The following is a 20,151-nucleotide window of genomic DNA, read 5'->3' on the forward strand; positions in this document are numbered from 1 at the left end:
GGCCGAAGCGGATGGCGCGCTCGACGGCGGCACGGTTCAGCACCGGCAGCGTGCCCGGCAGCGCCAGGTCCACCGGCGAGGCCTGGGTGTTGGGCGCCGCGCCGAAGGCGGTCGAGCTGCCACTGAAGATCTTGCTCTGCGTGGAGAGCTGGACGTGGTTTTCGAGGCCGATGACGACCTCATAACCGCGGATGAGCTTGGAAGTAGGCATGTTCAGAATCCTGCCGGGGCGCGCTGGTGCCAGTCGGTCGCCTGTTGAAGCGCGTGGGCCGTGTGCAGCAGCTGCCCTTCCTTGAAGTAGTTGCCGATCAGCTGCAGGCCGACCGGCATGCCACCGGCGCCGGAGCCCACCGGCACGCTCATGCCAGGCAGACCGGCCAGCGAGCCGGGCAGCGTGAAGATGTCGGCCAGATAGGCCTGGGTCGGGTCGTCCTTGCCTTCGCCATGCTTCCAGGCGACGGTGGGCGCCACCGGGCCGGCGATGACGTCGCACTGCGCGAAGCATTGCTGGAAGTCGTCCGCGATCATGCGGCGCAGCTTCTGGGCCTGCAGGTAGTAGGCGTCGTAGTAGCCGTGCGAGAGCACATAGCTGCCGATCATGATGCGGCGCTTGACCTCGGGGCCGAAGCCTTCGGCACGCGTCTTCTTGTACATATCGAGCAGATCATCGTACTTGGCAGCACGATGGCCGAACTTGACGCCGTCGAAGCGACTCAGGTTGGAGCTCGCCTCGGCCGGGGCAATGATGTAGTAGACCGGGATGGCCAGTTCGGTACGGGGCAGGCTGACATCCACCAATGTGGCGCCCAGCTTCTCCAGTTCGGCCAGGCCGGCGCGCACGGCGGCGTTCACATCCGCCGACAGGCCGGCCGGGAAGAACTCCTTGGGCAGTCCGATGCGCAGACCCGCCAGCGGCTTGCCGGCAGCAGCGCCCTCGCGGGCCACCAGCATCTGGGCATGAAAGTCTTGCGGTGGCTGCTGCACGCTGGTGGCGTCGCGCTCGTCGAAGCCGCTCATGCTGGACAGCAGCAGGGCGCAGTCCTCGGCCGAGCGGGCCATGGGGCCGGCCTGGTCCAGGCTGGAGGCGAAGGCGATCATCCCGTAGCGCGAGCACACGCCATAGGTCGGCTTGATGCCGGTGATGCCGGTGAAGCTGGCCGGCTGGCGGATGGAGCCGCCGGTGTCGGTGCCGGTGGTGCCGGGCACCAGGCGCGCAGCCACGGCCACGGCCGAGCCGCCGGACGAGCCGCCGGGCACGCGGCCGACGTCCCAGGGGTTGTGGGCCGGGCCGTAGGCGCTGTTCTCGTTGGCCGAACCCATCGCGAACTCGTCGCAGTTCAGCTTGCCCAGGCTCACCGTGCCGGCCGCGTTCAGCCGGGCCACGACGGTGGCGTCGAAGGGGCTGCGATAGCCGGCCAGGATCTTGGAGCCGGCCGTCGTCGGCATGTCGGCCGTGACGTAGATGTCCTTGTGGGCGATCGGCACACCGCTCAACGGGCTGGCCTGGCCAGCAGCCAGTACCGCGTCGGCCGCGGTGGCGCGAGCCAGGGCGCCTTCGGCATCGACGTGCAGGAAGGCGCCGAGGCTGGCGTGGGCTTTGATTCGGTCCAGCAGGCATTGCGTGGCCTCGCGGCTGGAGACGGCACGGTTCTTCAGGGCGGCGGCCAGCTCGGCCACGCCCATGTCGTGAACGGGCTTCATTCGATGACCTTGGGAACGAGGAAGAGGCCGTCCTCGACGGCCGGGGCGCTGCGCTGGTTCAGCTCACGCTGGTTGCTCTCCGTGACGGCGTCGTCGCGCAGGCGCAATTCCACCTGCTGGATGGCCGACAGCGGCGTGTACAGCGGCTCGACGCCGGCGGTGTCGACGGCGCTCATCTGGTCCACGATCTTGAAGAAATCGTTCAGGTTGCCCAGCAGCGCCTCGGATTCGGCGGGCTGCAACTCCAGCCGCGCCAGGTTGGCGATGCGGCTCACATCGTCGGGGGTGAGGCTCATGGGTGCGTTTTCAGGTGTAAGGATTGAGCCGAAAACCCAGTGGCAGCGGGCTCAAAACGAAGGGGTTCGGTTATTATCGCCGCCCATCTTCATGGCCTTCGGGGCTGCCCATTCAGCGACGCGTTTCGTCGCCGGCCGGGCGGCCTCTTGGCTTTCCAGACCCCCCGTTTTCCCCAGCCGCGCCCCGCAGGCGAGGCTCTTCGCGCCCACCATGTTCGCCTCCCTGCGCCGCTATTTCTCGACCGACCTCGCCATCGACCTCGGCACCGCCAACACCCTGATCTACGTGCGCGGCAAGGGCATCGTCCTTGACGAGCCGTCGGTCGTGTCGATCCGCCACGAGGGCGGCCCCAACGGCAAGAAGACCATCCAGGCCGTCGGCCGCGAGGCCAAGGCCATGCTGGGCAAGGTGCCCGGCAACATCGAGGCCATCCGGCCGATGAAGGACGGCGTCATCGCCGACTTCACGGTCACCGAGCAGATGCTCAAGCAGTTCATCAAGATGGTCCACGACTCGAAGACGTTCAAGCCGTCGCCGAGGATCATCATCTGCGTGCCCTGCGGCTCCACCCAGGTCGAGCGCCGCGCCATCCGCGAGAGCGCCCTGGGCGCCGGCGCCAGCGAGGTCTACCTGATCGAGGAACCCATGGCCGCCGCCATCGGCGCCGGCCTGCCGGTGGCCGAGGCCTCGGGCTCCATGGTCGTCGACATCGGCGGCGGCACCACCGAGGTGGGCGTCATCTCGCTGGGCGGCATGGTCTACAAGGGCAGCGTGCGCGTCGGCGGCGACAAGTTCGACGAAGCCATCATCAACTACATCCGCCGCAACTACGGCATGCTGATCGGCGAGCCCACCGCCGAAGCCATCAAGAAGAACATCGGCTCGGCCTTCCCCGGCTCCGAGGTCAAGGAGATGGAGGTCAAGGGCCGCAACCTCTCCGAAGGCGTGCCGCGCAGCTTCACGATCTCGTCCAACGAGATCCTGGAGGCGCTCACCGACCCGCTGAACCAGATCGTGTCCGCCGTGAAGAACGCGCTGGAGCAGACGCCGCCCGAGCTGGGCGCCGACATCGCCGAGCGCGGCATGATGCTGACCGGTGGCGGCGCGCTGCTGCGCGACCTGGACCGCCTGCTGGGCGAGGAAACCGGCCTGCCGGTGCTCGTTGCCGAAGACCCGCTGACCTGCGTCGTGCGCGGTTGTGGCATGGCGCTGGAGCGCATGGAACGTCTCGGTTCCATCTTCACTTCGGAATAAGCTGCTAACCCGCCAGGCGCTCGATGCCCCTCGGCACCCTAGACCGCACCCCCCCGCCGTTCTTCCGCCAGGGTCCGTCGGCGCTGACCAAGCTCGCGCTGTGCTCGGCGCTCGCGCTGTTGCTGATGGTGGCGGACGCCCGCTTCAAGCTGATGCTGCCGGTGCGCGCCACCTTCGCGCTGGTGCTGCACCCGGTGCAGCGCCTGCTGCTGACGCCCGTGGACGCCTGGGAGACGGCGGGCGACTACCTGCGCGGCACCAAGCGCGCCATGGAGGCCGAAGACCAGGCCCGCCGCCAGCTCGCCCAGCAGGCCGAGCGCCTGTCGCGCGCCGAGGCCCTGCAGGCGGAGAACGAGCACCTGCGCAAGCTGCTGGGCTTGAAGCCGTCGCTGAACGTGCCCTCGATGCCGGCCGAAGTCCTGTTCGAGGCGCCCGATCCCTTCTCGCGCCGCGTCGTCATCGACCGCGGTGCCGCGCTGGGCGTGGCGGCCGGCTCGCCGGTCATCAACGAGGCCGGTGTGCTGGGGCAGGTGACGCGCGTCTACCCGCTGTCCGCCGAAGTCACGCTGCTGACCGACAAGGAAGCCGCCATCCCGCTGCTGAACGCGCGCACGCAGATGCGCAACGCCGCGGCCGGCCGCTCCGACGGCTCGGGCATGGAGCTGCGCTTCCTGGCCGCGAACGCGGACATCAAGGTGGGTGACCTGATGACGACCTCCGGGCTGGACGGCGTCTACCCGCCGGGCCTGCCGGTCGCCAAGGTGAGCGTCGTCGAACGGCGCGGCGACTCCAGCTTCGCGCAGGTGCTGCTGGCGCCCATCGCCCAGCCCGACAGCGCCCGCCACGTGCTCATCCTGCTGCCGCAGGACCGCCATCTGTCGGCCAAGAAGGAGGCTGAGGCCGCCACGGCCGAAGAAGCGGCCTCGGCCGCGGCCACCAAGGCGGCCATCCGCGCCGTCAAGAAGGCCGAGCGCGCCGAGAAGGCGGCCGAGAAGGCCGCCGCCAAGGCTTCGGGAGCATCTCAATGATCATGCCGCGCGCCGCCGACCAGCTGCTGCTGCCGGTCAACCCTCTGTTCATCGGCTTCACGCTGCTCGTCGCGCTGATGATCGACATGGTGCCCGCCGGCCGGGTCGCGGCCACGCCCGATGTGCTGGCCGTCGTGCTGGTCTTCTGGGGCGTGCACCAGCCGCGGCGCATCGGCGTGCTGTGGGCCTTCATCTTCGGCCTGGCCATCGATGTCCACGACGGCGCGCTGCTTGGCCAGCATGCCCTGGCCTACAGCGGCCTGAGCTTCGGCGCCATCACGCTGCACCGCCGCCTGACCTGGTTCCCCCTCTTTGCCCAGGCCGTGCAGGTGCTGCCGCTGTTCTTCGCCGCCCACGCGCTGGCGCTGATCGTGCGGATGATCATCGGTGGCATGTGGCCGGGCTGGGGCGTGCTGCTGGCGCCGGTCTTCGAGGCCGCGTTGTGGCCGATTGCGAGCTTCCTGCTGCTGGCGCCGCAGCGCCGCGCGCCGGACCGCGACGCGCATCGACCGCTCTAGCAACCCGTGGTCGTCCTCAAGAACCTCCACCAGGAGCTGTCGCGCTTCCGGCTGCGCGTGCTGGCCGCGGGCGCCTTCGTGCTGTTCTGCTTCGGCCTGCTGGTGGCGCGGCTGCTGTGGCTGCAGGTCACGCAGTACGACAGCTTCGCCGAGCGGGCCGAATCCAACCGCATCGCCGTCGTGCCCATCGTGCCCAACCGCGGCTTGATCAAGGACCGCAACGGCGTCGTGCTGGCCAGCAACTACTCGGCCTACACGCTGGAGATCAACCCCGAGAAGGTCACCGACCTCGACGCCACCATCGAGGCCCTGGGCCAGGTCATCGAGGTCCAGGCGCGCGACAAGCGCCGCTTCAAGCGCCTGCTGGAAGAAGCCAAGCACACCGACTCCCTGCCCATCCGCACCAAGCTGACGGATGAAGAGGTCGCGCGCTTCACGGCCCAGCGCTTCCGCTTCCCCGGCGTGGAGATCAAGGCGCGGCTGTTCCGCTCCTACCCGCTCGGCGACGTCGGCGCCCACCTGATCGGCTATATCGGCCGCATCAACCAGGCCGAGAAGAAGGCCATGGACGACTGGGAGGAGGAAGACCTCGCCAACTACCGCGGCACCGAATACATCGGCAAGCTGGGCCTGGAGCAGGCCTACGAGAAGGAATTGCACGGCGCAACCGGCTTCGAGCAGGTGGAGACGAGCGCCGGCGGCCGCGCGGTGCGCCGGCTGGCCCACAAGCCACCCACGCCCGGCAACACGCTGAACCTGTCCATCGACATCAAGCTGCAGGCGCTGGTGGAGCAACTCTTCGGCGAGCGCCGCGGGGCGCTGGTGGCCATCGATCCGCGCAACGGCGAGGTGCTGGCCTTCGTGTCCAAGCCCAGCTTCGACCCCAACCTCTTCGTCGACGGCATCGACGCCGACTCCTGGCGCGACCTCAACGAGGACATCGACAAGCCGCTGCTGAACCGCGCGCTGCGCGGCACCTACCCGCCCGGCTCCACCTTCAAGCCGCTGATGGCCATGGCCGCGCTGAACAGCGGCAAGCGCGCACCCGGCACGGTCATCATGGACAACCTGACCTACAGCTTCGGTGGCCGCACCTTCGGCAGCCCGGAGACCGACCGCGCCGGCCCGAAGGACATGCGCCTGGCCATCGTCAGTTCGTCCAACGTCTACTTCTACAGCCTGGCCAACGAGATGGGCGTGGACCTCATCCACGACCAACTGGAGCCCTTCGGCCTGGGCCGCAGGACCGAGATCGACGTGCAGGGCGAGGTCACCGGCGTGCTGCCCTCGCAGGAATGGAAGCGCAACTACTTCCGCAAGAGTCCGGCAAACCAGAAGTGGTTCCCCGGCGAGACCATCTCGCTGGGCATCGGCCAGGGCTACAACAGCTTCACGATGCTGCAGATGGCCACGGCCTACTCGACCATCGCCTCGGGCGGCCAGCGCTACAAACCGCGCCTGGTGCGCGAGATCGAGGACGTCGTGAAGCACGAGCAGCGCCGCGTCGCCAGCGACGCGCTGCCCGCGCTGCCGCTGAAGCCCGCCGACGTCGCCGTCATCCAGAACGCGATGAACGGCGTGACGCTGGAGGGCACGTCGCGCCAGGTCTTCCTGGGTGCGGGCTACCAGAGCGGCGGCAAGACCGGCACGGCCCAGGCCGTCGGACTGAAGGCCGGCGAGAAGTACAGCAGCATCAAGGCGGACGAGCGCAAGCGCGACCATTCGCTCTACGTCGCCTTCGCGCCGGTGGACAACCCGACGGTGGCCCTGGCCGTCATCGTCGAGAACGCCGGCTGGGGCTCTTCCTCCGCCGCGCCGATTGCGCGCCGCGTGTTCGACTATCTGCTGCTGGGCCAATACCCCAGTGAGGAAGACATCGCCAAGACGCAGCTGGGCCAGACCTTCGCCCCCATCGGCACGCCGCGCAAGGTGGTGGACGTGCCGCTGTCCGGCTGGCAGCCGGCCTCGGCCGCCTCGGCGCCCCCCGCACCCTCCTCGGGAGCCTCGCGATGACCGTCATCGAACGCCCGCCTCTGTGGCAACGCCTGCGGCCCTGGCTGATCGGCTTCGACATCCCGCTGCTGATCGCCGTGCTGTGGATGTGCGGCTGGGGCCTGCTGTGCATGTACTCGGCCGGCTATGACCATGGCACGCGTTTCGTCGACCACGCCCGCAACATGGTGCTGGCCCTGGGCCTGATGTTCATCGTCGCCCAGGTGCCGCCGCAGAAGCTGATGGCGCTGGCCATTCCCCTCTACACCTTCGGCGTGGCGCTGCTGATCGCCACCGCGCTGTTCGGCGTGACAAAAAAGGGGGCCACGCGTTGGCTCAATATCGGCGTCACGCAGATCCAGCCCTCCGAGCTGCTCAAGCTCGCCACGCCGTTGATGCTGGCCTGGTGGTTCCAGAAGCGCGAGGGCCTGCTGCGCTGGCCGGACTTCATCGCCGCCTTCGCGTTGCTGCTCGTGCCCTTCCTGCTGATCGCCAAGCAGCCCGACCTGGGCACCGGCATCCTGGTGCTGGCCGCGGGCCTGTACGTGATCTTCTTCGCCGGCCTGCCCTGGAAGCTGATCGTGCCGGCCCTGGTGCTGGCTGGCGCCGGTGCGACCGCCCTCGTGCTCAGCGAAGACGCCATCTGCCAGCCCGACCTCAAATGGCCGGTGCTGAAGGAGTACCAGAAGCACCGCATCTGCACGCTGCTGGACCCGTCCAAGGACCCGCTCGGCAAGGGCTTCCACATCATCCAGGGCGAGATCGCCATCGGCTCCGGCGGCGTGACCGGCAAGGGCTTCATGCAGGGCACGCAGACCCACCTGGAGTTCATCCCCGAGCGCACCACCGACTTCATCTTCGCGGCCTTCGGCGAGGAGTTCGGCCTGATGGGCGCGCTGGCGCTGCTGACCGGCTTCACGGCGCTGATCCTGCGCGGGCTGATGATCGCGTCCGATGCGCCCACGCTGTTCACGCGCCTGATGGCCGGCGCCGTGACGCTGTCCTTCTTCACCTATGTCTTCGTCAACATGGGCATGGTCAGCGGCATCCTGCCCGTCGTCGGCGTGCCGCTGCCCTTCATCAGCTACGGCGGCACGGCGATGGTGACGCTGGGGCTGTCGCTCGGCCTGCTGCTGTCGATCGCCCGGGTCAAGAAGCTGGTAAAGACGTAGCCGGGAATCTGATCGTGAACCGGGCGCCCGGCCCCTGGCCATCGGGCGACTCCCCTCCTGCGGCGCGGCGTACCCGCGTGTCGTCCAGCGTCAGTTCGGCCTCGTGCTGCTGCACGATCTCCTGCACGATGGCCAGCCCCAGGCCCGAGCCTTCGACGCCGCTGCCGAGCGACCGATAGAAGGGCTGGAAGACCTTCTCGCGTTCGTTCGGCGCGATGCCCGGCCCGGTGTCCTCGACCTGCAGCACGACCACCTGGCCGAAGGGGTCCTCCACGACGCGCACCGTCACCAGGCCGCCGGCCGGCGTGTACAGCAAGGCGTTGTCGACCAGGTTGCGGATCAGCTCGCCCAGCAGCATCGCCTGGCCGTTCACGCGCAGCCGGCTGTCATCCGGCACCACGCCGTCATAACCCAGGTCGATGCGCCGCTCCAGCGCGCGAGGCACAAAGTCGCGCACCGAGTCGATGGCGATCTCGGCCAGGTTGACGGGCTCGCGCTTCATGGCCTGCTCGGCATCCTCGGCGCGCGCCATGGCCAGCAGCTGGTTGACCATGTGGGCGGCGCGCTCGCTCGCGCGGGCGATATGGGCGAGGGAGCGCTTCAACTCCTCCGGCGACGCGCGGCCGGCATCGATCTCGCGCTGGATCAGCTCGGCCTGGGTGCGCAGGCCCGCCAGCGGCGTCTTCAGCTGGTGGGCGGCGTCGGCGAGGAAATGCTTCTGCCGGCTCATCGACGAGTCCAGCCGCGCCAGCAGGTCGTTGATGGCCTGCACCAGCGGCGCCACCTCGTCCGGCACGCGCTGCTCGTCGATGGGCGAGAGGTCAGAGGCCTCGCGCGAGCGGATGCGGCGCTGCAGCTCGTTCAGCGGCGAGATGCCGCGCGCCAGCGCCAGCCACACCAGCAGCACGGCCAGCGGCAGGATGACGAACTGCGGCAGGATGACGCCCTTGATGATCTCGTTGGTCAACCGCGCGCGCTTGCCCAGCGTCTCCGCCACCTGCACCAGCATCGTCTTCGTCGATCCGGCCTGCCCCTCGGGCGCGATCCACAGATAGGCCACGCGCACCGCGTCCGTGCCGACCTCGTCGTCGCGAAAGTGCAGCTCCCAGGGCACGACGGGCGCGTCCTCGGTCGGCACGGGCAGGGTCGCGTCGCCGCTCAGCAGCTCGCCGCGCTGGCCGAGCACTTGGTAGAAAACCGTGTCCGAGGCATCCGCCCGCAGCAGCGCCGCCGCCTCGGGCGCGAGGGCGTAGCGGTCTCTTCCCTTGGTCGGCGCAGATTCCGCCGCGACCTGAAGCCCGAGGCTGCGCGCCATCTCCCCGAGCTCACGGTCGTACGGCCTGCTTGCAATGCCCTGCGCCACCAGCCACGTCAGCGCCACGCTGATCGGCCAGATCAGCAGCAGCGGAGCGAGCATCCAGTCGAGGATCTCGCCGAACAGCGAACCCTGCGCAGCAGGGGCGCCCGCCCGAACCAGCGAGCCCTGCTCGGGGCTGGCGCCGTCCTTGTTGGGCATTTAGGAGTTGATCTTCTCGAGGCAGTAGCCGAGCCCGCGCACCGTCGCGATGCGGATCGGGCCCTGCTCGATCTTTTTGCGCAAGCGGTGGATGTAGACCTCGATGGCGTTGTTGCTGACCTCTTCACCCCATTCACACAGCCGCTCGACGAGCTGGTCCTTGCTGACGAGACGACCCGCTCGCTGCAGCAGCACCTCCAGCAGCGACAGCTCGCGCGCCGACAGTTCCAGCATCTGCTCGTTGATGTAGGCCACGCGGCCGGTCGCATCGAAGGTCAGCGGCCCATGCTTGATGAGGCTGCTGGCCGTGCCCAGGCCACGGCGCGTCAGCGCGCGCACGCGCGCCTCCAGTTCCTGCAGCGAGAAGGGCTTGGCCATGTAGTCGTCGGCGCCCAGGTCCAGCCCCTTGACGCGCTGCTCGACGCTGTCGGCCGCGGTCAGGATCAGCACCGGCATCGTCGAGCCGCGCGCACGCAGCTTGCGCAGCACCTCCAGTCCATGCAGGCGCGGCAGGCCGAGGTCGAGGATGACCAGGTCGAACTCATGGGTCGCCAGCGCCGAATCGGCCTCGGTGCCGCTGCTGACCCGGTCCACCGCATAGCCTGAGGCGCGCAGCGCACGCAGCAGCCCGTCGGCCAGCACTTGGTCGTCTTCCGCAATCAGGATGCGCATCGTCTTGTCTCCTGCGCCGATGTTATGTGCGACCGCAACGCCGGCGGCTTGCGGCAGCGCAAGGCTGGCTCACGTCATGAGCCACCTTGCTCCTAGGATGCTCCTCAATCCTGAGCCGCTTGCTGCCGCGGATCGGGGGACAAACCACTGTACAAACATACAGATTGCCCCATAATTCAGCCCATTCCCCACGGAGATTCGCATGGACGCCCCGGTCAAAGCCCTCAACACCGAAAAAGCCAAGGCCCTGCAGGCCGCCCTCGCCCAGATCGAAAAGCAATTCGGCAAGGGCTCCATCATGCGGCTCGGCGAAGGCGAGGTCATTGAAGACATCCAGGTTGTTTCCACCGGCTCGCTGGGCCTGGACATCGCCCTGGGCGTCGGCGGCCTGCCGCGCGGCCGCGTCGTCGAGATCTACGGCCCCGAGTCCTCGGGCAAGACCACGCTGACGCTGCAGGTCATCGCCGAGATGCAAAAGCTCGCCGGCACCTGTGCCTTCATCGATGCCGAGCACGCCCTGGACATCCAGTACGCCCAGAAGCTCGGCGTCAACCTGCAGGAACTGCTGATCAGCCAGCCCGACACCGGCGAACAGGCCCTCGAGATCGTCGACGCGCTGGTGCGCTCCGGCTCGGTGGACCTCATCGTCATCGACTCGGTCGCGGCGCTGACACCCAAGGCCGAACTCGAAGGCGAGATGGGCGACAGCCTGCCCGGCCTGCAGGCCCGCCTGATGAGCCAGGCGCTGCGCAAGCTGACCGCCACGATCAAGAAGACCAACTGCATGGTCATCTTCATCAACCAGATCCGCATGAAGATCGGCGTCATGTTCGGCTCGCCCGAAACGACCACCGGCGGCAACGCGCTGAAGTTCTACGCCTCGGTGCGCCTGGACATCCGCCGCATCGGCTCGATCAAGAAGGGCGAGGAGGTCATCGGCTCCGAGACCAAGGTCAAGGTCGTCAAGAACAAGGTCAGCCCCCCGTTCAAAACCGCCGAGTTCGACATCCTTTACGGCGAAGGCATCAGCCGCGAAGGCGAGATCGTCGACATGGGCGTGGTCGCCAAGGTCGTCGAGAAGTCCGGCTCCTGGTACGCCTATCAGGGCGAGAAGATCGGCCAGGGCAAGGACAACGCCCGCGAGTTCCTGCGCGAGAACGTCGATGTCGCCCGCGAGATCGAGAACAAGATCCGCGAATCCCTGGGCGTCGCACCGCTGACCTTGGCGGCCGAGGAGTAAAAGCCGCCCGGGGCCTGCTGCATGGCGACCCGAGCGCCGCTGTCGCTGAAGGCCCGCGCCATCGGCCTGCTGGCCCAGCGTGAGCACAGCCGCGCCGAACTCCGGCGCAAGCTGTTGCGCATCGAGCAGCAGCAACGGCAGCAGCGCGCGCGCCTGGCCGCGGCGCAAGCGGCGGGCGAGGCTGAACCGCCGCCTGCGGCCATCGACGACGAAGATGAAGAAGAGGCTGGCGAGGCGGCCGTCGAGGCGCTGCTCGACAGCCTCGCCGCCGCCGGCTATCTGGACGAGGCCCGTTTCGTCGAGTCGCGACTGCATTTGCGCGCCAACCGCTTCGGTGCCCAGCGCATCCAGCAGGAACTGGCCCAGCACGGGCTCAGATTGGATGCCGAACAGCAGGCGGGCCTGCGCGAAACCGAAATGGAACGCGCCCGCGAAGTCTGGAAGAAGCGCTTCGGCGACGCGCCTTCGCGCGACACGGCGGAGCAGGCACGCCAGACCCGCTTCCTGCTCGCACGCGGTTTCGCCCCCGAAGTGGTGCGCCGCTTGCTGAGGGCCTAAGGCCCGCTTGACCGAGCGCGCAGGGGGAGTTTTCACCCTCCGTGCTACATTGCCGCCTGCCCTAAAACGAGGGTTCACCCGGTTACAGGCCCCTTTGCCCCATGGGCAAAGCGCTGCCAAGGCCGGGCAGACCACGTCCCGGCGCTGGCCGGGGAGATTCGCCATTCCCCCGCCCCATGCCCGCCGTCCACCCGTCCATCACGCGCCGCCCGCTGCATCGCCGCGCCCTCGATGTGCAGGTGTTCGCGCGCGATGACGGCCTGTTCGATGTCGAAGCCAGCCTGACCGATGTCAAGACGCACGACGTCCCGCTGGCTGGCCTGCCCCGCAAGGCCGGCGAGCCCATCCATGAGATGCACCTGCATTTGACCGTGGACCCGACGCTGACCATCACCGCGGCGAGTTCCGAAACGCTCTGGATGCCCTATCCCGGTGCCTGCAACGAGCACGGCGATGCCTATGCGCGCCTCATCGGCCTGAACCTGATGAAGGGTTTCCGCCAGGCCGTGCAGGAGCGCCTGGGCGGCACACGCGGCTGCACCCACCTCACCGAGCTTTGCCAGATCCTGCCCACGGCCGTCATCCAGGCCATGGCCGGCTCCGTCATCGATACACGTGAGAGCCCCCACGCGCCTTCGGCGCTGCCCCCCGAGGGGGCTGAGACGCCTCGGGGCGGCCCGTCGCCGTCTCGCGAAGGCGACGCCGCCAGCAACCCGCCTTTCCAGCTCGACCGCTGCCACGCCCTGCGTCGCGACAGCGCCACCGTGGCCAAGTTCTACCCGCGCTGGCACCAGCAAGCTGCTGCCCAGCCCGCCACTTCCGAATCCTGACTTCCCCGACCCGAGAGACCCAGCCATGAAAATCCACGAATACCAGGGCAAAGAAATCCTGCGCCAGTTCGGCGTGCCGGTGCCGCGCGGCATCCCGGCCTTCACCGTGCAGGAAGCCGTCGAGGCTGCCCAGAAGCTGGGCGGCCCGGTCTGGGTGGTCAAGGCCCAGATCCACGCCGGCGGCCGCGGCAAGGGCGGTGGCGTCAAGGTCGCCAAGAGCATCGATGACCTGAAGGAAAAGGCCGACGCCATCCTGGGCATGCAGCTCAAGACGCACCAGACCGGCCCCGAAGGCCAGAAGGTCCGCCGCCTCTACATCGAGGACGGCGCCGACATCAAGAATGAGCTCTACGTCTCGCTGGTCACCGACCGCGGCACGCAGAAGATCGCCTTCATCGCATCGAGCGAAGGCGGCATGGACATCGAGGAAGTGGCCCACTCCACGCCCGAGAAGATCATCACCGAGATGATCGACCCGCTGACCGGCCTGACCGAAGCTCAATCGCGCAAGATCGCCGCGGCCATCGGCCTGACCGGCGCGTCCATCGACCAAGCCGTCGACATCTTCGCCAAGCTCTACAAGTGCTACATGGACACGGACGCGTCGCTGGTTGAAATCAACCCGCTGAACTGCGACTCCAAGGGCAACCTGATGGCGCTGGATGCGAAGTTCAACTTCGACGCCAACGCGCTGTTCCGTCACCCGGAGATCGTGGCCTACCGCGACCTTGACGAGGAAGATGCTGCTGAAGTCGAGGCTTCCAAGTTCGACCTGGCCTACATCAGCCTGGACGGCAACATCGGCTGCCTGGTGAACGGCGCCGGCCTGGCCATGGCCACGATGGACACCATCAAGCTGTTCGGCGGCGAGCCCGCCAACTTCCTGGACGTCGGCGGTGGCGCCACGGCCGAGAAGGTCACCGAGGCCTTCAAGATCATGCTGAAGAACCCGGAAGTGAAGGGCATCCTGGTCAACATCTTCGGCGGCATCATGAAGTGCGACACCATCGCCGAAGGCGTCATCGTTGCCTGCAAGGCCGTGAACCTGTCCGTGCCGCTGGTCGTGCGCATGAAGGGCACCAACGAAGAACTGGGCAAGAAGATGCTGGCCGAATCGGGCCTGCCCATCATCGCCGCCGACACCATGGCTGAAGCCGCGACCAAGATCGTCGCAGCAGTAGCTTAATGACCTTGCGGGACAGACCGCCCGAGCGTACTCGCGAGTAGCTCTGTCCCCAACTGACTAGGAACAGTTCTCATGTCCATCTACATCAACAAAGACACCAAGGTCATCACCCAGGGCATCACCGGCAAGACCGGTCAGTTCCACACCCTGGGCTGCCAGGCCTATGCCAACGGCAAGAACGCCTTCGTCGCGGGCGTGAACCCCAAGAAGGCCGGCGAGAAGTTCTCCGAGATTCCCATCTACGCGACCGTCAAGGAAGCGGCTGGCCAGACCGGCGCCACCGTCTCGGTCATTTATGTGCCGCCCGCGGGCGCCGCGGCCGCCATCTGGGAAGCCGTCGAGGCCGACCTGGACTTGGCCATCTGCATCACGGAAGGCATCCCCGTCCGTGACATGCTGGAAGTGCGCAACAAGATGAAGGCCAAGGAAGCCGCCGGCGGCAAGCGCACGCTGCTGCTGGGCCCCAACTGCCCGGGCCTGATCACGCCGGAAGAAATCAAGATCGGCATCATGCCGGGCCACATCCACCGCAAGGGCCGCATCGGCGTCGTGTCGCGTTCCGGCACGCTGACCTATGAAGCCGTGGCCCAGCTGACCGAGATCGGCCTGGGTCAATCGAGCGCGGTCGGCATCGGCGGCGACCCGATCAATGGCTTGAAGCACATCGACGTGATGAAGGCCTTCAATGACGACCCGGACACCGACGCCGTCATCATGATCGGCGAGATCGGCGGCCCGGACGAGGCGGAAGCCGCGCGCTGGTGCAAGGCCAACATGAAGAAGCCCATCGTCGGCTTCATCGCCGGCGTCACGGCGCCCCCCGGCAAGCGCATGGGCCACGCCGGCGCGCTGATCTCCGGTGGCGCCGACACGGCCGATGCCAAGCTCGCCATCATGGAAGAGTGCGGCTTCACGGTCACGCGCAATCCGTCGGAAATGGCCAAGCTGCTCAAGGCCCTGCTCTGAGCCTGCGCTGCTGAGCGCTTCGAGGGCCGTTCGCTGAACGGCCCTTTTCCTTTGCTGCCTGCGTAGTTGCACGCAGACGCAGCCCGCCCGGGCGGACCGACACTCGGGCCAAACACAACGAGCCTGCCATGGACCTGCTGAACGCCGCCTTCTTCATCGCGCTGCTGAAGATCATCTGGGTCAACATCCTGCTGTCCGGCGACAACGCCGTCGTCATTGCGCTGGCCGCGCGCAACCTGGCGGCCGAGCAGCAGAAGAAGGCCATCATCTTCGGCAGCGGCGCAGCCATCGTGCTGCGGGTCGTGCTGACTTTGTTCGCCGTGCAACTGCTGCAGCTGCCCTGGCTCAAGCTCATCGGCGCGGTGCTGCTGCTGTGGATCGGCATCCAGCTGCTGGCCGACAGCGATGACGATGCCGACGTGCACGCCAGCAGCAGCGTCTGGGTGGCCATCCGCACCATCCTGATCGCCGACCTGGTCATGAGCCTGGACAACGTCATCGCCGTGGCCGCGGCGGCCAACAGCGCCCCCGAAGGCGCACGCCTGATGCTGCTCATCATCGGCCTGGGCCTGTCGATTCCCCTCATCATCTTCGGCAGCACGCTGCTGCTCAAGCTGATGGAGCGCTTCCCGGTCATCATCACGCTGGGCGCGGCCCTGCTGGGCTTCGTCGCCGGCGAGATGGCCACCACCGACATGGCCGTGCACGAGTGGTTCGAAGCCCATATGCATGGCCTGGACTACGCGGTCAGCATCAGCTGCGCGGTTCTCGTCGTCGCCGTCGGCATGGCGCTGGCCCGCCGCGGCAAGCGCAAGGCGGCCTAAGATCGGTCGCATGGCAAGCGGCGCAAAAACTGGCTTCTGGCGGCGCCTCGTCGACCGGGTGTCAGGCCCGGCTGACGCGCAGCCCAGCGAGCTGTCCACGCTGCCCGCCGTCCAGCAGACCCAGGCGCCAGGCGCCTCCGCGCCTCAGGCCCTGCCAGCCGCCCCACCCCCCGATCTGCACGATTTCGAGATCGGCGCCGAGATCGGCCGCGGCGCCATGGCCATCGTCTACAAGGCGACGCAGCGCTCTACCGGCCGCCAGGTCGCCATCAAGCGGCTGGCGCTGAGCCGCGAGTTCTCCGCCGAAGACCTGGCCGACGTGCGCGAGCGCTTCATGCGCGAGGCCCGCGCGGCGCGCCAGCTCGAGCATCCCGACATCCTGCAGGTCGTCGATGCCGGCCAGGACGGCAATGACAGCTGGCTCGCCCTGGAATACGTGCTCGGCCGCGACCTCAGCCTGTTCACCCGGGTCGGCCAGTTGCTGCCCGCGCGCGAGGTCGTGCAGATCGGCGTGCGGCTGGCCCGCGCCCTGGCCTATGCCCACAGCCAGGGCATCGTGCACCGCGACATCAAGCCCGCCAACGTCATGCTGGACCGCATCAACGGCAGCCTCAAGCTGATGGATTTCGGCATCGCCCGCGTCGGCGACGGCAGCCGCACCCGCACGGGCCTGGTGCTGGGCACGCCGTCCTTCATGTCGCCGGAGCAGCTGGCCGGCCTGACGGTGGACGGCCGCAGCGACCTCTATTCCCTGGGCGTGCTGCTCTATCAGCTGCTGTGCGGCACGCTGCCCCACCAGAGCGAATCGATGGCGCGGCTGATGCAACAAATTGCGACCGAGCCAGCGGCCGACATCCGCACCCACCGGCCCAGGCTGCCGGAGGCCCTCGCCCTGATCCTGGCCCTGTCGCTGGAGAAACGCCCCGAGCTGCGCTACGCCAGCGGCGAGCAGATGGCCCGCGACCTCGAGGCCATCCTGGTAATGAGCATGCAGACCGAGGAGCCGGCCGCTCCCGAGGCTGTTTCCCCCCAGGATGGGGCGTTCGCACAAACACTGCGCTTGACGCCCGGGGAAGCAGGGCAGAATCCCCGATCCTCTGCCGAGCCCCACGAGCCCCCGCAAGCCTCATGACACTGGAGTTCTTCAGCGCCACCGACGTGGGACGTGCGCGCGACAACAACGAAGATTCGGTCGCCCTGGACGAGGCTGCCGGCTTGGCCGTGCTGGCCGACGGCATGGGCGGCTACAACGCCGGCGAGGTGGCCAGCCAGATGCTGACCAGTTTCGTCAGCTCCGAGCTGGGCCGCTGGCTCAAGGACGCCGGCCGCGAGGCCCGGGCCGGCGAAGTCAAGCGTGCCATGGACATCTGCGTGGACAACGCCAACCGCGCCATCTTCAACGCCGCCAACACCAATCCGCGCTATGCCGGCATGGGCACGACGCTGGTGCTGGGCGTCTTCCGCCCCGAAGGCCTGCTGCTCGGCCATGTGGGCGACTCGCGCGCCTACCGCCTGCGCGCCGGGCGCCTGACCCAGATCACTCGCGACCATTCGCTGCTGCAGGAGCAGATCGATGCCGGCCTGCTGACTGTCGAAGAAGCGGCGTTTTCCAGCAACAAGAACCTCGTCACGCGGGCCGTCGGCGTCGAAGACACGGTGCTGATGGAGCTGCATCTGCACGAAATCCAGCCGGGCGACACCTATCTGCTGTGCTCCGACGGCCTGTCCGACATGCTCGACGATGACAGCCTCGCCAATCTGCTCAACGGCAATCCGGCCTTGCCCGAGGCTGCACGCGCGCTGATCAACGCAGCCAATGACAGCGGCGGGCGCGATAACATCGCGCTTATCCTGGCCCGCGCAGAAGGCCGCCAACGTACCGAAGGACGGGGCTGGTGGCCCTTCGGTCGACGCGGCGGCAACTGACTGCTGTCCCATGCAGAGTCACGGCACGTACAACAGAACTTGAGGTCATAAATGGGCAAACTGGTGGTTTCGCTCGACGGCGTCGTGATCAAGGAGGTACAGATCACGAAGGACAAGACCACCCTTGGTCGGCGTCCCTACAACGACATCGTCATCGACAATCTTGCGGTCAGCGGCGAGCACGCCGTGCTGCAGATGGTCGGTGCCGACGTCTTCATTGAAGACCTCAACTCCACCAACGGCACCTACATCAACGGCAAGGCGATCAAGAAGCAGCTGCTGGCCGACAACGACACCGTCGAGATCGGCAAGTACAAGATCAAGTTCCTGCTCAACGATGGCGGCGACTACGAAAAGACCATGATCCTCAAGCCCGGTTCCGGCGCACCGCCGAACCTGGGTCTGGGCTCATCCTTCGGTTCGCTGGGTGCGGCCACGGTCGGCCCGGCCTCCATCAAGGTGCTAACGGGCGCCGCCGCCGGCCGCGAGGTCGCGCTGTCCAAGGTCGTCACGACGCTGGGCAAGCCCGGCGTGCAGGTCGCCTCCATCACCAAGCGCCCCACCGGCTATGTGTTTGCGCATGTCGAAGGGGGCCAGCGCCCGAGCGTCAACGGCATCCCGCTGACAGGCGAATCGATTGCATTGCGCACCGGCGATCTGATCGAACTCGCCGGCACGCAGATGCAGTTCATCCAGGGCTGAACAGCCCGCAGTTCAGGCCGGCAGCGGGCTTCGCGGCTGCTGTGACTTCCTCACGATAGCGAGACCCCCAAGTCGGTAATCCGACCGTCCGGCCTCGCTGACGGGTGCGTACATTCTTGGCTCGGCCTCGCCTGACGCGAGGCACCCCAATCCGAGCCACGCCCCCGCATGAACATCCGCGTCCTGGGTTGCTCCGGCGCCATTGCCGCCGGCTACAAGACCACAGCCTTCCTGCTCGACGGCGATGTCCTCATCGACGCCGGCACCGGCGTGGGCGACCTGCCGCTGGACGCGCTGGCCGCCATCGACCACATCCTGCTCAGCCATTCCCATCTGGACCATGTGCTGGGCATCCCGCTGCTGGCCGACGCGGTGCTGCGCCTGCGCGCCGCCGCTGGCCGCCCGCCCATCCGGGTCCACGCCCTGCCCGAGACGCTGGCCGCGCTGCGCCAGCACATCTTCAACGGCGTGATCTGGCCCGATTTCACCGCCTTGCCCAGCCGCGAGGCACCGGTGCTGAGCCTGCACGCCTTCCAGATCGGCGACCGCGTCGACCTGGGCGGCCGCATCATTGAAGTCCTGCCCGCCGCCCACACCGTGCCCGCCGTCGGTTTCGCCGTCGATGCCGGCGCGGCCAGCGGTCATGCCCACTGGGTCTTCACCGGCGACACCGGCCCCAATCCGGCGCTCTGGCGCCGCCTGGCCGGCCTGCGCCTGTCCCATCTCGTCATAGAGACCGCCTTCAGCGACGATGAGGCCGAGGTCGCCCATGTCAGCCAGCATCTGTGCCCGGCCGATCTCGGCCACGAGCTCAGCCAGCTGGCCGGCAGCGTCGACGTGCGCATCACCCACATCAAGCCCGGCGAAGTCGAGGCCGTCATGCAGGGCGTGCAGGCCCTGAACAGCCCGCACCGCATCAGCGCGCTGCAGGCCGGCCAGGAAATGGCGCTCTAACCTGCCCACCGCTCTTCCGGTCTCCCGATCAGGCGCCCTCAAGGCGCCTTTTTCTTGCCTGACGTTTCCTGCCCTGATTCGTCCCGCTGACAGAACTCGTCATCCCGAAGTGACGTTTTTTGTCAGTTCAAGGCCGTACGGGCGGCCATCCGTGCGCTTTCGCACGGCTGACAGCGCCAAAAAAGCTGGCACGCGCCCTGCATTCAGGGGGTGTGCCCTCCTCCCACCACTCACACTTCCTGGAGTACTGACATGAACCTGAAAGCACGCGCCCAACAAGGCTTCACCCTGATCGAACTGATGATCGTCGTGGCCATCATCGGCATCCTGGCTGCCGTCGCGATCCCGCAATACAAGGACTACACCGCCAAGGCCAAGGCCGGCAACGCCCTGTCTTCGGCTGACACCGCCAAGGCCGCCGTGGCCCTGTGCGCCCAGGAAGAAGGCGGCCTGTCGACCTGCAACACCGCTGGCGTCCTGAGCGCTTACTCCTTCACGCCGACCGCTGAAGTCGCCTCGCTGACGATCACCAACAACGGCGTCATCGCGCTGACCTTCAATGCCTCGACCAAGGTCGGCAGCGACCTGGGCGGCAAGACCATCACCTTCACGCCGAACCTGGGCACCTCCAGCGTCGTGTGGACGGCCACCACGACCGTGACCGCTCCGGTCCTGGTTGCCGCGATCACCAAGAACAACACCTAAGCTGGCGTTGTTCAACAAAAAGGGGCCTCCGGGCCCTTTTTTGCGTTTCTGCCGTGGTGATTCATGAGCTGCACATCGCTGTTGTCGGTCCAACCCAGAACTTCCCATGC

The 20,151-nt window shown here is 67.5% G+C and carries 20 protein-coding genes and 1 pseudogene; 16 read left to right on the top strand and 5 right to left on the bottom strand.

The features are described from left to right. The 3 genes and pseudogenes from gatB to gatC form a co-directional block, all read right to left on the bottom strand. A pseudogene (gene gatB / locus AC1DW3_RS23840) lies at window positions 1-211 on the bottom strand (Asp-tRNA(Asn)/Glu-tRNA(Gln) amidotransferase subunit GatB); the annotation flags it as partial. A gap of 2 nt (window positions 212-213) precedes the next feature. Further along, the gene (gene gatA / locus AC1DW3_RS23845) at window positions 214-1,701 is read right to left on the bottom strand and encodes an Asp-tRNA(Asn)/Glu-tRNA(Gln) amidotransferase subunit GatA (RefSeq protein WP_477935572.1); all 1,488 of its coding nucleotides are present in this window, start codon (window positions 1,699-1,701) and stop codon (window positions 214-216) included. Continuing rightward, window positions 1,698-1,997, bottom strand: a complete 300-nt coding sequence (gene gatC / locus AC1DW3_RS23850; protein ID WP_477935574.1) for an Asp-tRNA(Asn)/Glu-tRNA(Gln) amidotransferase subunit GatC — start codon at window positions 1,995-1,997, stop codon at window positions 1,698-1,700. Before gatC ends, gatA begins: the two co-directional genes overlap by 4 nt. A gap of 211 nt (window positions 1,998-2,208) precedes the next feature. Here gatC and AC1DW3_RS23855 point away from each other — a divergent pair, with 211 nt between their 5' ends. Genes AC1DW3_RS23855 through rodA form a run of 5 tightly spaced genes read left to right on the top strand, consistent with a single transcriptional unit; the run spans window position 2,209 to window position 7,962 of the window. Then, window positions 2,209-3,252, top strand: coding sequence for a rod shape-determining protein (locus AC1DW3_RS23855; RefSeq protein ID WP_056191483.1), 1,044 nt, complete (start codon window positions 2,209-2,211; stop codon window positions 3,250-3,252). Between the two features lie 23 nt (window positions 3,253-3,275). Then, on the top strand, window positions 3,276-4,280 hold the full coding sequence (gene mreC, locus AC1DW3_RS23860) for a rod shape-determining protein MreC (protein ID WP_477935577.1): 1,005 nt from the start codon (window positions 3,276-3,278) through the stop codon (window positions 4,278-4,280). Continuing rightward, entirely contained in the window at window positions 4,277-4,798 is a 522-nt protein-coding gene (gene mreD / locus AC1DW3_RS23865; RefSeq protein WP_477935579.1) for a rod shape-determining protein MreD, read from the top strand. The genes mreC and mreD overlap by 4 nt, the downstream gene beginning before the upstream one ends. Before the next feature lie 6 nt (window positions 4,799-4,804). After that, entirely contained in the window at window positions 4,805-6,811 is a 2,007-nt protein-coding gene (gene mrdA, locus AC1DW3_RS23870; protein ID WP_477935581.1) for a penicillin-binding protein 2, read from the top strand. Further along, complete coding sequence (rodA, locus tag AC1DW3_RS23875) at window positions 6,808-7,962, top strand: rod shape-determining protein RodA (protein WP_477935582.1); 1,155 nt, start codon at window positions 6,808-6,810, stop codon at window positions 7,960-7,962. Before mrdA ends, rodA begins: the two co-directional genes overlap by 4 nt. Here rodA and AC1DW3_RS23880 read toward each other — a convergent pair. Continuing rightward, window positions 7,940-9,379, bottom strand: coding sequence for a sensor histidine kinase (locus AC1DW3_RS23880; protein WP_477935658.1), 1,440 nt, complete (start codon window positions 9,377-9,379; stop codon window positions 7,940-7,942). The genes rodA and AC1DW3_RS23880 overlap by 23 nt on opposite strands. 99 nt (window positions 9,380-9,478) lie before the next feature. Further along, window positions 9,479-10,150 (bottom strand): response regulator, encoded by a 672-nt coding sequence (locus AC1DW3_RS23885; protein WP_056191475.1) that lies wholly within the window; start codon window positions 10,148-10,150, stop codon window positions 9,479-9,481. A gap of 202 nt (window positions 10,151-10,352) precedes the next feature. Here AC1DW3_RS23885 and recA point away from each other — a divergent pair, with 202 nt between their 5' ends. From recA to AC1DW3_RS23940, 11 genes are all read left to right on the top strand, one after another. Continuing rightward, window positions 10,353-11,390, top strand: coding sequence for a recombinase RecA (gene recA / locus AC1DW3_RS23890; protein ID WP_477935584.1), 1,038 nt, complete (start codon window positions 10,353-10,355; stop codon window positions 11,388-11,390). 21 nt (window positions 11,391-11,411) lie between these two features. Continuing rightward, window positions 11,412-11,948: a RecX family transcriptional regulator gene (locus tag AC1DW3_RS23895; protein ID WP_477935586.1), complete on the top strand. Its 537-nt coding sequence runs from the start codon at window positions 11,412-11,414 to the stop codon at window positions 11,946-11,948. A gap of 176 nt (window positions 11,949-12,124) precedes the next feature. Continuing rightward, window positions 12,125-12,778 carry a DUF2889 domain-containing protein gene (locus AC1DW3_RS23900; RefSeq protein ID WP_477935588.1) on the top strand — a complete coding sequence of 218 codons (654 nt, stop codon included), beginning with the start codon at window positions 12,125-12,127 and terminating at the stop codon, window positions 12,776-12,778. A 25-nt stretch (window positions 12,779-12,803) separates the two neighbouring features. Beyond that, window positions 12,804-13,964 (top strand): ADP-forming succinate--CoA ligase subunit beta, encoded by a 1,161-nt coding sequence (gene sucC, locus AC1DW3_RS23905; protein ID WP_477935590.1) that lies wholly within the window; start codon window positions 12,804-12,806, stop codon window positions 13,962-13,964. Between the two features lie 72 nt (window positions 13,965-14,036). Next, window positions 14,037-14,930: a succinate--CoA ligase subunit alpha gene (gene sucD / locus AC1DW3_RS23910; protein ID WP_056191464.1), complete on the top strand. Its 894-nt coding sequence runs from the start codon at window positions 14,037-14,039 to the stop codon at window positions 14,928-14,930. 128 nt (window positions 14,931-15,058) lie between these two features. After that, window positions 15,059-15,754, top strand: a complete 696-nt coding sequence (locus tag AC1DW3_RS23915; protein ID WP_477935592.1) for a TerC family protein — start codon at window positions 15,059-15,061, stop codon at window positions 15,752-15,754. 10 nt (window positions 15,755-15,764) lie between these two features. Next, window positions 15,765-16,886 carry a serine/threonine-protein kinase gene (locus AC1DW3_RS23920; protein ID WP_477935594.1) on the top strand — a complete coding sequence of 374 codons (1,122 nt, stop codon included), beginning with the start codon at window positions 15,765-15,767 and terminating at the stop codon, window positions 16,884-16,886. Further along, window positions 16,883-17,680 (top strand): Stp1/IreP family PP2C-type Ser/Thr phosphatase, encoded by a 798-nt coding sequence (locus AC1DW3_RS23925; RefSeq protein WP_477935596.1) that lies wholly within the window; start codon window positions 16,883-16,885, stop codon window positions 17,678-17,680. The genes AC1DW3_RS23920 and AC1DW3_RS23925 overlap by 4 nt, the downstream gene beginning before the upstream one ends. A 51-nt stretch (window positions 17,681-17,731) precedes the next feature. Then, window positions 17,732-18,382, top strand: coding sequence for an FHA domain-containing protein (locus AC1DW3_RS23930; protein ID WP_477935598.1), 651 nt, complete (start codon window positions 17,732-17,734; stop codon window positions 18,380-18,382). A gap of 168 nt (window positions 18,383-18,550) precedes the next feature. Continuing rightward, window positions 18,551-19,336 carry an MBL fold metallo-hydrolase gene (locus AC1DW3_RS23935; protein ID WP_477935600.1) on the top strand — a complete coding sequence of 262 codons (786 nt, stop codon included), beginning with the start codon at window positions 18,551-18,553 and terminating at the stop codon, window positions 19,334-19,336. 252 nt (window positions 19,337-19,588) lie between these two features. Beyond that, the gene (locus AC1DW3_RS23940) at window positions 19,589-20,041 is read left to right on the top strand and encodes a pilin (protein WP_477935602.1); all 453 of its coding nucleotides are present in this window, start codon (window positions 19,589-19,591) and stop codon (window positions 20,039-20,041) included. Window positions 20,042-20,151 lie beyond the last annotated feature (110 nt).

The sequence above is a fragment of the Roseateles sp. P2_H4 genome, from assembly GCF_056403315.1.

What these genes read in the sequence shown, in the direction of transcription:
- gatA (WP_477935572.1), bottom strand. Translation starts at nt 1,701, where the DNA reads ATGAAGCCCGTTCACGACATGGGCGTGGCCGAGCTGGCCGCCGCCCTG.
- gatC (WP_477935574.1), bottom strand. Translation starts at nt 1,997, where the DNA reads ATGAGCCTCACCCCCGACGATGTGAGCCGCATCGCCAACCTGGCGCGG.
- AC1DW3_RS23855 (WP_056191483.1), top strand. Translation starts at nt 2,209, where the DNA reads ATGTTCGCCTCCCTGCGCCGCTATTTCTCGACCGACCTCGCCATCGAC.
- mreC (WP_477935577.1), top strand. Translation starts at nt 3,276, where the DNA reads ATGCCCCTCGGCACCCTAGACCGCACCCCCCCGCCGTTCTTCCGCCAG.
- mreD (WP_477935579.1), top strand. Translation starts at nt 4,277, where the DNA reads ATGATCATGCCGCGCGCCGCCGACCAGCTGCTGCTGCCGGTCAACCCT.
- rodA (WP_477935582.1), top strand. Translation starts at nt 6,808, where the DNA reads ATGACCGTCATCGAACGCCCGCCTCTGTGGCAACGCCTGCGGCCCTGG.
- AC1DW3_RS23880 (WP_477935658.1), bottom strand. Translation starts at nt 9,379, where the DNA reads ATGCTCGCTCCGCTGCTGCTGATCTGGCCGATCAGCGTGGCGCTGACG.
- AC1DW3_RS23885 (WP_056191475.1), bottom strand. Translation starts at nt 10,150, where the DNA reads ATGCGCATCCTGATTGCGGAAGACGACCAAGTGCTGGCCGACGGGCTG.
- recA (WP_477935584.1), top strand. Translation starts at nt 10,353, where the DNA reads ATGGACGCCCCGGTCAAAGCCCTCAACACCGAAAAAGCCAAGGCCCTG.
- AC1DW3_RS23895 (WP_477935586.1), top strand. Translation starts at nt 11,412, where the DNA reads ATGGCGACCCGAGCGCCGCTGTCGCTGAAGGCCCGCGCCATCGGCCTG.
- AC1DW3_RS23900 (WP_477935588.1), top strand. Translation starts at nt 12,125, where the DNA reads ATGCCCGCCGTCCACCCGTCCATCACGCGCCGCCCGCTGCATCGCCGC.
- sucC (WP_477935590.1), top strand. Translation starts at nt 12,804, where the DNA reads ATGAAAATCCACGAATACCAGGGCAAAGAAATCCTGCGCCAGTTCGGC.
- sucD (WP_056191464.1), top strand. Translation starts at nt 14,037, where the DNA reads ATGTCCATCTACATCAACAAAGACACCAAGGTCATCACCCAGGGCATC.
- AC1DW3_RS23915 (WP_477935592.1), top strand. Translation starts at nt 15,059, where the DNA reads ATGGACCTGCTGAACGCCGCCTTCTTCATCGCGCTGCTGAAGATCATC.
- AC1DW3_RS23920 (WP_477935594.1), top strand. Translation starts at nt 15,765, where the DNA reads ATGGCAAGCGGCGCAAAAACTGGCTTCTGGCGGCGCCTCGTCGACCGG.
- AC1DW3_RS23925 (WP_477935596.1), top strand. Translation starts at nt 16,883, where the DNA reads ATGACACTGGAGTTCTTCAGCGCCACCGACGTGGGACGTGCGCGCGAC.
- AC1DW3_RS23930 (WP_477935598.1), top strand. Translation starts at nt 17,732, where the DNA reads ATGGGCAAACTGGTGGTTTCGCTCGACGGCGTCGTGATCAAGGAGGTA.
- AC1DW3_RS23935 (WP_477935600.1), top strand. Translation starts at nt 18,551, where the DNA reads ATGAACATCCGCGTCCTGGGTTGCTCCGGCGCCATTGCCGCCGGCTAC.
- AC1DW3_RS23940 (WP_477935602.1), top strand. Translation starts at nt 19,589, where the DNA reads ATGAACCTGAAAGCACGCGCCCAACAAGGCTTCACCCTGATCGAACTG.